13 protein-coding genes are annotated in these 11974 nt (G+C 65.3%); 5 read left to right on the forward strand and 8 right to left on the reverse strand.

The window, feature by feature from the left end:
* Positions 1-141 precede the first annotated feature (141 nt).
* From phbB to B7G53_RS13090, 3 genes are all read right to left on the reverse strand, one after another.
* Positions 142-879 (reverse strand): acetoacetyl-CoA reductase, encoded by a 738-nt coding sequence (gene phbB, locus B7G53_RS13080; RefSeq protein ID WP_096668328.1) that lies wholly within the window; start codon positions 877-879, stop codon positions 142-144.
* A gap of 135 nt (positions 880-1014) precedes the next feature.
* On the reverse strand, positions 1015-2193 hold the full coding sequence (locus B7G53_RS13085; RefSeq protein WP_096668330.1) for an acetyl-CoA C-acetyltransferase: 1179 nt from the start codon (positions 2191-2193) through the stop codon (positions 1015-1017).
* 42 nt (positions 2194-2235) lie between these two features.
* Positions 2236-3981, reverse strand: coding sequence for a PHA/PHB synthase family protein (locus B7G53_RS13090; RefSeq protein WP_096668332.1), 1746 nt, complete (start codon positions 3979-3981; stop codon positions 2236-2238).
* Positions 3982-4106: 125 nt separating this feature from the next.
* On the opposite strand from B7G53_RS13090, the gene B7G53_RS13095 reads away from it, so the two are divergent.
* Complete coding sequence (locus B7G53_RS13095) at positions 4107-4430, forward strand: hypothetical protein (RefSeq protein WP_096668334.1); 324 nt, start codon at positions 4107-4109, stop codon at positions 4428-4430.
* On the opposite strand, the gene pgeF is transcribed toward B7G53_RS13095, so the two are convergent.
* Complete coding sequence (pgeF, locus tag B7G53_RS13100) at positions 4338-5141, reverse strand: peptidoglycan editing factor PgeF (RefSeq protein WP_096668336.1); 804 nt, start codon at positions 5139-5141, stop codon at positions 4338-4340. The genes B7G53_RS13095 and pgeF overlap by 93 nt on opposite strands.
* 19 nt (positions 5142-5160) lie before the next feature.
* On the reverse strand, positions 5161-5799 hold the full coding sequence (gene maiA / locus B7G53_RS13105) for a maleylacetoacetate isomerase (protein ID WP_096668338.1): 639 nt from the start codon (positions 5797-5799) through the stop codon (positions 5161-5163).
* Between the two features lie 142 nt (positions 5800-5941).
* Between maiA and B7G53_RS13110 the strand changes: the two genes are divergently transcribed.
* A complete protein-coding gene (locus B7G53_RS13110) occupies positions 5942-6976 on the forward strand; it encodes an NADP-dependent oxidoreductase (RefSeq protein ID WP_096668340.1) in 1035 nt (344 codons plus the stop codon).
* Between the two features lie 6 nt (positions 6977-6982).
* On the opposite strand, the gene B7G53_RS13115 is transcribed toward B7G53_RS13110, so the two are convergent.
* Genes B7G53_RS13115 through B7G53_RS13125 form a run of 3 tightly spaced genes read right to left on the reverse strand, consistent with a single transcriptional unit; the run spans position 6983 to position 8698 of the window.
* Positions 6983-7288: an AzlD family protein gene (locus tag B7G53_RS13115; RefSeq protein WP_096668342.1), complete on the reverse strand. Its 306-nt coding sequence runs from the start codon at positions 7286-7288 to the stop codon at positions 6983-6985.
* A complete protein-coding gene (locus tag B7G53_RS13120) occupies positions 7278-7979 on the reverse strand; it encodes an AzlC family ABC transporter permease (protein ID WP_255250006.1) in 702 nt (233 codons plus the stop codon). The genes B7G53_RS13115 and B7G53_RS13120 overlap by 11 nt, the downstream gene beginning before the upstream one ends.
* Entirely contained in the window at positions 7976-8698 is a 723-nt protein-coding gene (locus B7G53_RS13125; RefSeq protein ID WP_096668344.1) for a GntR family transcriptional regulator, read from the reverse strand. The genes B7G53_RS13120 and B7G53_RS13125 overlap by 4 nt, the downstream gene beginning before the upstream one ends.
* A 58-nt stretch (positions 8699-8756) precedes the next feature.
* On the opposite strand from B7G53_RS13125, the gene B7G53_RS13130 reads away from it, so the two are divergent.
* The 3 genes from B7G53_RS13130 to B7G53_RS13140 are packed head-to-tail and all read left to right on the forward strand — an operon-like array spanning position 8757 to position 11967.
* Positions 8757-10148 carry a Rieske 2Fe-2S domain-containing protein gene (locus B7G53_RS13130; RefSeq protein WP_096668346.1) on the forward strand — a complete coding sequence of 464 codons (1392 nt, stop codon included), beginning with the start codon at positions 8757-8759 and terminating at the stop codon, positions 10146-10148.
* On the forward strand, positions 10145-11629 hold the full coding sequence (locus B7G53_RS13135; protein ID WP_096668348.1) for a glutamine synthetase family protein: 1485 nt from the start codon (positions 10145-10147) through the stop codon (positions 11627-11629). Before B7G53_RS13130 ends, B7G53_RS13135 begins: the two co-directional genes overlap by 4 nt.
* On the forward strand, positions 11629-11967 hold the full coding sequence (locus B7G53_RS13140) for a 2Fe-2S iron-sulfur cluster-binding protein (protein WP_255250007.1): 339 nt from the start codon (positions 11629-11631) through the stop codon (positions 11965-11967). The genes B7G53_RS13135 and B7G53_RS13140 overlap by 1 nt, the downstream gene beginning before the upstream one ends.
* Positions 11968-11974: the final 7 nt, after the last annotated feature.

The following is an 11974-nucleotide window of genomic DNA, read 5'->3' on the forward strand; positions in this document are numbered from 1 at the left end:
TGCGTGAGCACTTGCCAAAAACAGGCGCCTGCCGCAGAACGAATTGGGGGTGAAGGCTTTCCAGCCTCATTTCATTATAAAAACAGAAAACAAAAAACCCGCCGAAGCGGGTTTCTTCTGGATACTGACAGGCTGGAAGCCTCAGCCCATGTGCAAACCACCGTTAAGCGAGAAGTCGGCCCCCGTCGCATAGCCGCCTTCGTCCGAGGCAATCCACGAAATGATGGAGGCGATTTCTTCCGGGGTGCCCAGGCGTTTGGCGGGCACGCCGGCGACAATTTTCTCCAGCACGTCGGGGCGGATGGCCTTGACCATGTCGGTGCCGATGTAGCCCGGGCTCACGGTGTTGACCGTCACGCCCTTGGCGGCCACCTCTTGCGCCAGCGCCATGGTGAAGCCGTGCAGGCCGGCCTTGGCGGTCGAGTAGTTGACCTGGCCGAACTGGCCCTTCTGCCCGTTGACCGACGAGATGTTGATGACGCGGCCAAAGCCAGCCTCGATCATGCCTTCGATCACCTGCTTGGTGACATTGAACATGCTGTCGAGGTTGGTGGAGATCACCGCGTCCCAGTCGGCCTTGCTCATCTTGCGGAATTGGCCGTCGCGCGTGATGCCGGCGTTGTTGACCAACACGCTGACCGCGCCGTGCTCGGCCTTGACCTTGTCGAAGGCCGCAACGGTGGAGTCCCAGTCGCCGACATTGCCGACCGAGGTGTGGAAGGTGTAGCCGAGCGCTTTCTGCTCGTCTATCCATTTGGTGAAGTCACGCGTCGGGCCACAACCGGCCACCACGGTGAAGCCGTCCTTGTGCAGGCGCTGGCAGATGGCGGTTCCGATGCCCCCCATGCCGCCGGTCACGTATGCAATTCGTTTTGCCATGTCTTGCTCCTTTAATTATCAATTTCCAACGTCGTGGGAAAAACCTGACGGCTGGGGCGCCGGCTCTGCATTGCTATCAAATAAATAGCTGGCAGCGCACAAGCGGCAAGGGCCACGACCTGTTTTAACCCATATTTAGCGTTCCAGTGTGAGGGCAACCCCCATGCCGCCACCGATACACAGGCTGGCAATGCCTTTTTTGGCATCACGCCTGACCATTTCGTGGATCAGCGTGACCAGAATGCGGCAACCGGATGCACCAATCGGGTGACCGATGGCGATGGCACCGCCGTTGACATTGACCTTGCTGGTGTCCCAGCCCATTTCCTTGTTGACGGCGCAGGCCTGCGCCGCGAAGGCTTCGTTGATCTCCAGCAGGTCCAGGTCCTGCGCTTTCCAGCCGGCGCGGGCCAGCGCCTTGGTGGAGGCCGGCACCGGGCCCATGCCCATGAAAGCCGGGTCGAGCCCGCTGGTCGCGTAGCTGGCGATGCGGGCCAGGGGCTTGAGGCCCAGCGCCGCCGCCTTTTTGGCCGTCATCACCATGACAGCGGCCGCGCCGTCGTTGATGCCCGAGGCATTGCCTGCCGTCACGCCGCCGGCCTTGTCGAAGGCGGGGCGCAAGCCAGCCAGGCCATCGGCGCTGCTCTTGCGGTTGATGAACTCGTCGGCCGCAAACACGACGGCGTCGCCCTTTTTCTGCGGGATGGAAAACGGCACGATTTCGTCCTTGAACTTGCCGGCGTCCTGCGCCGCCATGGCCTTGGTCTGGCTGGCCAGGGCGAGTTCGTCCTGCATCTCGCGGCTGATGCTGTATTTCTTGGCAACGTTCTCGGCGGTGATGCCCATGTGGTACTGGTTGTAGACGTCCCACAGGCCATCAACAATCATCGAGTCGATCATTTTCCAGTCGCCCATGCGCTGGCCTTCGCGCGAGCCGTTGAGCACGTGCGGTGCGGCGCTCATGTTCTCCTGGCCGCCGGCAATCACGATCTCGCTGTCGCCGGTCGCGACCGCCTGCGCGGCCAGCATCACGGCCTTCAGGCCGGAGCCGCAGACCGCGTTGATGGTCAGGCCGGGGATGGCGTGCGGAAAACCCGCTTTCACCACGCTCTGGCGCGCCGGGTTCTGGCCCACGCCGGCCGCCAGCACCTGGCCCAGGATGACTTCACCGATGAGGTCCGCCGACAGGCCGGCGCGCTCGGCCACTGCCTTGATGACGGCCGCACCGAGTTCGGTCGCGGGGATTTTGGCCAGGCTGCCGCCGAACTTGCCGACGGCGGTGCGGGCCGCTGAAACGATGACGATGTCTTCCATGATGTACTTTCTCCAGTGAATGGGTTCAACACGTGTGGCGCGTCAGGCCTTGACCTTGACATAACGGCCCGGCGCCGGTTCGATGGCCTTGTACTTGCGGCTGCCATAAGTTTGGGGTGCGGCGATCTGCTTGCCGGCGTGGCCCTTGAGCCAGTCCGACCAGTCGGTCCACCAGCTGCCGGGGTGTTCCGTCGCACCCTGGAGCCAGTCGGCCTGGCGGACCGGAAATTTGCCTTGCGGCAGCTTGTCGTTGGTCCAGTAGCTGCGTTTCTTCTTGGCGGGCGGGTTGATCACGCCGGCGATGTGGCCCGAGGCCCCCATGACAAAACGTTTCTTGCCCGGCAGCACCTGCGTCGAGGCATAGGCCCCGCCGATGGGCACGATGTGGTCTTCGCGCGAGCCGTAGATGTAGACCGGCATGTCCAGCTTGCTGAGGTCAACCTTCTGGCCACAGACGGTGAGCTTGCCTGGTTTGGCCAGGTTGTTCTCGAAGTAGGTATTGCGCAAATACCAGGCGTAAAACGGGCCCGGCAGGTTGGTCGAGTCGCTGTTCCAGTAGAGCAGGTCAAACGGCGGCGGCGTTTCGCCCTTGAGGTAGTTGCCGACCACGTAGTTCCACACCAGGTCATTCGGGCGCAGGAAGCTGAAGGTCGAGGCCAGGTCCTGGCCCTTGAGCAGCCCGCCCTTGCCCATCTGCATCTCGCGGTACTTGACCGACTGCTCGTCGATGAAGATGTCGAGGATGCCGGTGTCGCTGAAGTCCAGCAGCGAGGTCAGCAAGGTGGCGCTGGCCACCGGCTTTTCGCCACGCGCAGCGAGCACCGCCAGCGCCGTGCCCAGGATCGTGCCGCCGACACAAAAACCCAGCGCATTGATGGTTTTGGCGCCGGTGATGTCCTGCACCACCTCGATCGCCTGGATGGCCGCGTTCTCGATGTAGTCGTCCCAGGTTTTGTCGGCCATGGACTCGTCGGGGTTGCGCCAGCTGACAACAAAGGTCCGGTGGCCCTGGGCCACGGCATAACGGATCAGCGAGTTCTCGGGCTGCAGGTCCAGGATGTAGAACTTGTTGATGCAGGGCGGCACCAGCAGGAAGGGCCGCTCGTGCACCGTGGCGGTCAGCGGCTTGTACTCGAGCAGCTGGAAAAATTCGTTCTCGAACACCACCGCACCCTCGGTGGTGGCGACGTTTTTGCCGACCTCGAACACACGCTCGTCGGTCATGGACACATGGCCCTGCTGCATGTCGCTGAGCAGGTTCTGCAGTCCCTGGGCGATGCTGGCGCCCTGGGTGTCGATGGCCTTTTTCTGCGCATCGGCATTGAGTGCCAGAAAGTTGCTGGGGGCCGATGCCGCCATCGCCTGCTCGACCGCAAAACGCACACGGGCCCTGGTTTTTTCGTCGCCCTCCACCGCGTCGGCCAGCCCCATCAGGGTGCGGGCGTTGAGCAGGTAGGCGGACGCAGAAAACCGGGCCACGGGGTTGCTGCGCCAGGCTTCAGCAGCGAAGCGCCGGTCGGCCAGCGTGCCGGCATCGGTGCCCGATTGCAGGCCGCTGTTCCACAGGGCGCTGATCTCGTTGAGGTAGGTCTGCTGCAGTTCCTGCAATTTGGCCGGATCGAGCTGCAAGGGCGGCGGCGCCGGCATGTCCGTCAGGCCCAGGGGAACAAAGCCGGGCGCAGTCCCCAAGCCGGCGCCGGCCATGGCGCCCATGACCTGCTGCAGTCCCTGGGCAAAGGTTTCTTGCATCTGCCGGGCTGCTTGCGCGAGGTTTGCGTCAGAATTCATGCTTGTCTCACCGATCTGCCGACCGGCTCTTGTTGTGCGCTCTTTACCGAGCTGTTGGGCCCACAGCGGGTCGTCTCTAGTATCGTGGAAAACCTTTCCCTGCTCATCACGCGCCACAAAGTTTTATGTATTTAATCGTCATCGCCTGGATCTACGTGGTGCTCATGATGAGCGTCGCCGAAGCCACCCATTCCACCGGCACGCTGCTGGGCGCCCTCGTCACCTTTGTACTCTACGGTGTGGGGCCAGTGGCATTGGTGGTTTACCTGATGCGAGCACCGGCCAGGCGCAAGGCCATCAAGGCGCGCGAAGCGGCAGAAGCCGGTGCGATGGCACCCGACTCGTCCGCAACGGACTCAGTCACGCCAGATGCAGGCAGCCATGCGTCCGGTGGTGTGAAACCCGTTGCCGCCGGGGCCGGCATCGCGCCGGTGCGAAAAGAACCTTGAGCTGTTGCCCACCGTGCACCAGGGGGGGGTGCCGTCATTGCCGTCAACCTGCGTGACGCCCAGGGCCTGCAGCCGCAGGCGGGCCAGACCGGCCAGATCGGCGAGGTACTTGCCGGATGCCAGTGCCGTGAAGCAAGCGGCGGCCAGCGGATCACCTTCGACAAACGCCGCCCTCACCTCCGCACCCACCTCGAACGCGGTCGGGCCAATGCAGGGGCCTAGCCACGCTATCGTATTTATAGCGACCTGCGCTGGATCCATAAGGGCCAGGGCACTAAAAGACTCGTAAACCGACTCCAGGATACCGCGCCCCTGCGTGCCCGCCAGCCCGCGCCAGCCGGCGTGGGCGGCGGCCACCACCGTCCCGTCCCGCGTGCTCAGCAACACCGGCAGGCAGTCGGCCACCATGATGGTGCATGCCACGCCGGGCTGCGTGGTGACGGCGGCGTCGGCCGGCTGGCCCTGCGCCGTGCCGGCATCGAGGGTCAGCACGCCGGTGCCGTGCACCTGCTGCAGGAATACCGGCCTGGCCGCCATGGCCTCGCCGAGTCGTGCCCGGTTGGCGGCCACCCGCTCGGGGTCATCGCCAACGTGGTCGCCGAGGTTCATGCTGTCCCAGGGCGCGACGGACACACCTCCCTGCCGGGTGGTGAAAACCGCATGCACACCGGGCGGGGCGGGCCAGTCAGGGATCAGCCAGTCGGGATGCAAGGTCTTCCTCAGGCTGCGTTCAGGGCTCGTTGTCCGGACAGGCCGACGGCTGGGCCTTCTGGAAGGCCGGCAGCGCCATGCAGGCGTCAAATGCGGCCATCGTGCGGCCCAGGCCCTCCAGGTTCACGTTGAAGCGTTTCGCGTTGAAGATCTGCGGCACCAGGCAGCAGTCGGCCAGGGTGGGCGTCTCGCCATAACAGTAGGTGGACGGCGGCAACTGGGACAGCTGGCGTTCGAAGGCTTCCAGCCCTTCGCGGCACCAGTGGCGGTACCAGGCGTTCTTGGCCTCTTCATCGACCTTGAGCTCACGCACCAGATACTTGAGCACACGCAGGTTGTTGAGCGGGTGGATCTCGCAGGCAATCGACTGCGCGAGCGCGCGCACCCTGGCGCGGCCCAGCGCATCGGCCGGCAGCAGTGCGGGCGTCGGGTGTTTTTCATCGAGGTATTCAATGATGGCCATGGACTGCGAGAGTTTTTCGCCATCCACTTCGAGCAGCGGCACCAGGGTGTCGGCCGACAGCGCGGCGTAAGCCTCTTTTTTGTGGTCGCCCCTGGCGATGTGGACAGGAATGTACTCGTAGCGCAAATCCTTGAGTTCAAGCGCAATACGCACGCGAAAGGACGCGGAAGAGCGGAAGTAGTTGTGGAGTTTCATGGCTGAAAGCATAACCCCAGAAAGGGAACGGAGCAGAGCCAACGCCGCATGGCCCACGACCGAATCGCCTGCGCGACTGACGCGCGGGCAGGCCGCCACTACCATTGCCTTTTGCCTGCCAGCCACTTCCCCGGAGACACCCATGAGCACCCTCACCACACTGACCAACCACCAGGTCCGCCTGGCCAGCCGCCCGGTCGGCCTGCCGACCCGCGACAACTGGAGCTTCACCACCGAGCCGGTGGCCGAACCCGGCCCCGGCGGCGTGCTGGTGAAAACCCTTTACCTTTCCCTGGACCCGGCCATGCGCGGCTGGATGAACGAGGGCAAAAGCTACATCCCGCCGGTGGAAATCGGTGCGGTCATGCGTGCCGGTGGCGTCGGCAAGGTGATCGCCTCGAACAACCCGGCCTTTGCCGTGGGCGACTATGTCAACGCCGGGCTGGACGTGCAGGAGTACTGCCTGATTCCGGAAGCCCAGATCAAGCGCAGCGGCATGTTCAAGATCGACCCGCGCATGGGCCTGACCTCCTGGCTCAATGTGCTGGGCATGCCCGGCATGACCGGCTACTTCGGTCTGATGGATGTGGGCCAGCCCAAGCCCGGCGACACCGTGGTGGTGTCGGGTGCGGCGGGCGCCGTCGGCCAGACCGTCGGCCAGATCGCCAAGCTCAAGGGCTGCCGCGTGGTCGGCATTGCCGGCGGCAAGGCCAAGTGCGACTGGGTCGTCAAGGAATTGGGGTTTGACGCCTGCATCGACTACAAGGCCGGCGACGTCAAGGCCGGGCTGAAGGAACATTGCCCGAAAGGCGTGGACATCTATTTCGACAATGTCGGCGGCGACATTCTGGACGCGGTGCTGACGCGCATCACGCGCGGCGCCCGCATCATCATCTGCGGCGCCATCAGCCAGTACAACAACACCACGCCGGTCAAGGGCCCGGCCAACTACCTGTCGTTGCTGGTCAACCGCGCACGCATGGAAGGCATTGTGGTCTTCGACTACGCCGACTGCTATCCGCTGGCGATCGCCGAGATGGCCGGCTACCTGAAAGAAGGCAAGATGAAGAGCAAGGAAGACGTGGTGGACGGGCTGGAGAACTTCCCCGAAACCCTGCTCAAGCTCTTCAACGGCGAGAACTTCGGCAAGCTGGTGCTGCAGGTCGCGAAGGAATAATCCGCTTCAACCCATGACCCAGCGCGCGACAGCCACCGTCGCCGCGCCGGCCACGGCGGCGGCCAGATCGTTGCGCACCAGCTTCATCACCAGCCCCACCGCCAGCAGGGCCAGCAGTTCAGGCAGCTTGCCCGAAGTGGCGGCCGGCGTCACGATGCCGACCATCACCGACAGCGGAATCGCCTTGAGCGCGGCCTCCACCCGCGGCGTGATGCGCACATAACCCATGAGCAGGAAGCCGCTGATGCGGCAGGCGAAAGACGCCAGCGCCATGCCCACCAGCGCCAGCAGGAAGGCCGGTTCAACGGCCATGGCGCCACGCTCCCATCACCCCGCCCGCGATGCCCGCGCCAACGATGTACCAGGCGCCGGGCAGCAAGCGATGCAGCAGCAGCGCCACCAGCCCTGCCGCAGCGGCCGGCCACAGGTCGGACCTGCCACGCCACAGCACCATGCCGATGGCCGCGGCAAAAGCCACCAGCATGAAGTCCAGCCCGAAGGCCGCCGGGTTGGGCACATTGCCGGCCAGCAGATGGCCGACCAGCGTGCCACCCAGCCAGGGCACAAACATCGCCACGCCGGAGCCGAACACATAACCCGCGTCGCGGTAGCCGGTTTCGTACTCGCGCATAGCCATGGCCCAGCTGCCGTCGCCAAGGAAAAACAGCGAGCCCCAGCTCTGGTGGCGCGGCAGGCCAACCAGCCACGGCTGGATGGCCGCACCGTAGAGCACATAACGCGCATTCATGACCAGGATGGTGACGATGACCGGCGTGACCGCGGCCGTCGCCGTCCAGCCCTGCAGCGCCGCCAGCTGCGCGCTGCCTGAATAAACGGCGGCGCTCATCAGCAGGGCCTGCAGCCAGGACATGCCGCGTTCGCTGGCCAGCACACCAAAAACCATGGCGTACAGCGTCACGCCGGGCGCCAGCACCTGGGCGGCGAGAAAGCCGCGTCGCACACCGGCCGCGGTGAAACTGACCGGAGCCGCTGGCGCCGTCAACGCCCCACCACCAGGCGGATGGCCGGCAGCACCTGCTCGGTCTCGGCCCGGCGCTCCAGCGCCATGCGCAAATTCATCTGCGCCACTTCCGTGTGTTCGACCGCCAGCGCCTGCGCCCGTGCGCCCTCGCCCGCCTTGAGTGCGGCGAACAACATGTGATGCTGGCGATGTGCATACAGCATCCAGTCGCGGTCCAGCGTGACTGTGCCCTGCATCGGCAGCATGGCCGAGGCCGGCGCAAACGGCAGCTTGTTGTTGAGTGCCACCGCACGTTGCAGCGCCCGGTTGCCGCAGGCCTCCAGAATCAGAGCATGGAAGCGGTCGTTCATGGCCGCGTAGTCGGCATAACTCTCGTAAGTCAGCGGATTGGCCGCCAGCGCGTTGTCCCCGTCATCCAGGCAGGCCTGCAGGTCCAGCTGCAGTTGGCGCGACACGCCGTGTTCCGCCACCAGGCGGGCCGCCATGCCTTCGAGGTGCCCGCGCACGGCAATGGCGTCGGCCACCTCGCGCGGCGTGAACTGGCGCACCAGGAACTTGCCGGTCTCGTTGGCTTCGACCAGCCCCTCCTGCTCCAGCGTCACCAGCGCGGCGCGCACGGGCGTGCGCGAGGCGCCCAGGCGCTCGGCGAGCTGCTGCTCGGCCAGGCGCTGGCCGGGTTCGAATTCGCCGCGCAGGATCAGGTCGCGCAACTGGATCAACACCGTCTCTTGCAAGTTCATGAACCGGAATGTACACTGAAATCAAATTTCGGTATACCGTTTCAGGCAAAGGCCCTCCATGAACGCAGAACAGAACGATTTGATCACCCGCGTCGGCCCCGGCACGCCTTGCGGCGCCCTGCTGCGCAGCTACTGGCAGCCGGCGGCACTGGTCGATGAATTCAACCCGGCGCTGGACCCGCGCATGGAAAAACGCCCGGTCAAGGCCGTGCGCCTGATGGGCCAGGACTTGGTGCTGTTCCGCGACGACCAGGGCCACTATGGCCTGCTGGACCGCGACTGTCCGCACCGCGGTGCCGACCTGTCGTTCGGTCGCGCCGAAGGCGATGGCCTGCGCTGCCCCTTCCACGGCTGGAAGTTCGACGTGAAGGGCCAGTGCCTGGAGACCCCGGCCGAACCCACCGGCAGCAAGCTGTGTGAGCGCGTGAAGCAGCGCAGCTACCCGGTGCGCGAACAAAGCGGCGTGCTTTTTGCCTGGCTGGGCCCGGAGGGGTCGACCCCGCCGCCGCTGCCGGCCTTTGACTGCTTCAGCGCACCCGCCACGCACAGCTTTGCCTTCAAGGGCCTGTGGAACGCCAACTGGCTGCAGGCTTTTGAGGTCGGCATCGACCCGGCGCACCCGTCCTTTCTGCACCGCTTCCTGCAGGACGAGGCGCTGGAGGACATCGGCAACAACGCGGCGGGCAAGCAGTTCCGCAGCGCCAGCGCCGGCGCCATCGACGGCGAGCAATGGCCGATGACGCGCATCATGCGCGAGTTTGCGCAGCCCGAGATCAGTGTGGAGACCAAGCCCTGGGGCATGCAACTGACAGCCCTGCGGCCCATGAACGACAAGCTCACGCATGTGCGCGTGACCCACGCTATTTTTCCCGCCACCTTCGTGATTCCGCTGTCGGAAACCATGACCATCACGCAGATGCATGTGCCGGTGGATGACACCCACACCTACTGGTACTCCTTCTTCACGAGTTTTGCCGGCCCGCTGGACAAGGAGAGCATGCGTGCGCAGCGCCAGCAGTTCATCTCGCTGCCCGACTACATCCCGAACGCGGGGCGGCACAACAACTGGGGCTTCAATGCCGAGGAACAGCGCACCCAGACCTACCTGGGCATGGGCGAGGAAGACATCAATGTGCACGACCAGTGGGCGGTGGAAAGCATGGGTGCCATCCAGGACCGCACGCGCGAGCACCTGGGCACTTCGGACAAGGTGATCATGGCGAACCGCCGCGCGCTGCTCAAGGCGATTGCCACCGTGCAGGAAGGCGGCGTGGCACCGGGCATCGCCGACGCCGCGCAGGCCGCGCAGATGCGCGGGCCGGACACGGTGGACGGCATTGCGCCGGCCGGTGAATGGCCGGCCTGGTGGCAGGAACAGGCCCGGGCCAAGCAGGCCAATGCACCCTGGACCTCTTCCGTTCGGGCTGAGCCTGTCGAAGCCGCCCAATGAGCAGCTTTGCCGAACAATGCGGCGTCCACGATGCCGCGCGGCAACGCGCGCTGGCCCACACCGCGCAGCTGATGGACGCCAGCGGTGTCGAGCTGGTGCGTGTTGCCTGGTGCGACATACACGGCATGCTGCGCGGCAAGACCCTGGTAGCCGGAGCCGCCGCAGGGGCCATGCAGGACGGCGTAGGCATGGTCAGCACCCTGCTGCTCAAGGACACGTCGGATCGCACCGCATTCAAGGTCTTCGAGGCCGGCGGCACAGCCGGGTTGCCGGGCTTCGAGTTCGCCAGCAACCTGCTGCTGCTGGCCGATCCCGCGAGCTTTCGGCAACTGCCCTGGGCACCGGCCACCGGCTGGGTCCAGGCTCAGCCCTGGATGCAGGACGGCACTGCCGTCGAACTGGACACGCGGCGCATTTTGCAGCGCGCCCTGGCGCAGCTGGCCGAGGCCGGTTACGGCATGAAATGCGGGCTGGAAATCGAGTTTCACGTCTACCGCATCACAGACGACGGGGCCGAGGACCAGCTGGACCCCGAGCAAGCCGCCTGGCCCGGCCTGCCGCCCCGGGTCGCGATGATCCACCCTGGCTACAACCTGCTGGCCGAGAACTGCGTTGACATGGCCGACGAGCCGCTGCGCATCGTGCAGCACACGGCGCAGGCGCTGGGCCTGCCCCTGCATTCGCTGGAAATCGAGCTGGGCCCCAGCCAAGTCGAAGCGGTGTTCGAGGCCACCGACGCCTTGACCGCCGCCGACAACATGGTGCTGTTTCGCAGCGCGGTGAAACAGGCGCTGCGCCGCGCCGGTTACCACGCCACCTTCATGTGCCGCCCGCCGTTTCCGAACATCATGTCCAGCGGCTGGCATTTGCACCAGTCGCTGGTGGACCTGCAGACCGGTGCCAACCTGTTCCAGCGCGAGGCCCCCGCAGCAGGCACCCAGCCGACCGACGCGCAGTACACGCTGTCCCAGCTCGGGGAGCACTACCTGGCCGGCCTGCTGGCGCATGCACGCGGCATGACGGTGTTCTGCACGCCGACCATCAACGGTTTTGGCCGCTTCAGGCCCAACGCACTGGCACCGCAGTCGGTGCTGTGGGGCCGCGACAACCGCGGCGCCATGCTGCGTGTGGTGGGCCAATGTCAGGACAAGGCCACACGCATCGAAAACCGCATCGGCGAGCCGGCTGCCAACCCGTATCTGTACCTCGCCTCGCAGATTCACGCCGGGCTGGACGGCATCCGCCGCGGGCTCAGGGCGCCGGTGGCCACCAACGCACCCTATGGCGACGCCGGCACCCGCATCCCAACCAGCCTGGGCGAAGCGCTGGACGCGCTGCAGGCCGACCCGCTGATGGTGCAAGCCTTTGGCGAGAGTTTCATCCACTATTTCACGCGCATCAAGCAGTCGGAAATCGCGCGCCATGACCAGGCCGAGGACAAGGACGACTGGCAGCGGCGCGAATACTTCAGCCGCATCTGATGTTCAAATCACCCATGATTACTATTAATTTCATAGCTGCTGACGCACGATCCACAACGGTCCGGGCCAAAATCGGCCAAAGCCTGATGGAAGCAGCCGTGGCCGGCGGCATCACCGGCATCGCGGCCGACTGCGGCGGCACCCTGACCTGCGCGACCTGCCATGTGCTGGTGCGCGAACCGTTTGCCAGCCAGTTGCCGCCGGCCGACGCCGAGGAGCGCGCCATGCTGGCTTTCACGGCGGTACCGGCCACGCCCGCCAGCCGGCTCAGTTGCCAGATCCGCCTGAGCCCCGCACTCGACGGTTTGACGGTAGAGTTACCGGCCAGCCAATACTGATCCATAC

Source organism: Polaromonas sp. AET17H-212, from assembly GCF_002379085.1.
Lineage (GTDB): Bacteria > Pseudomonadota > Gammaproteobacteria > Burkholderiales > Burkholderiaceae_C > Polaromonas.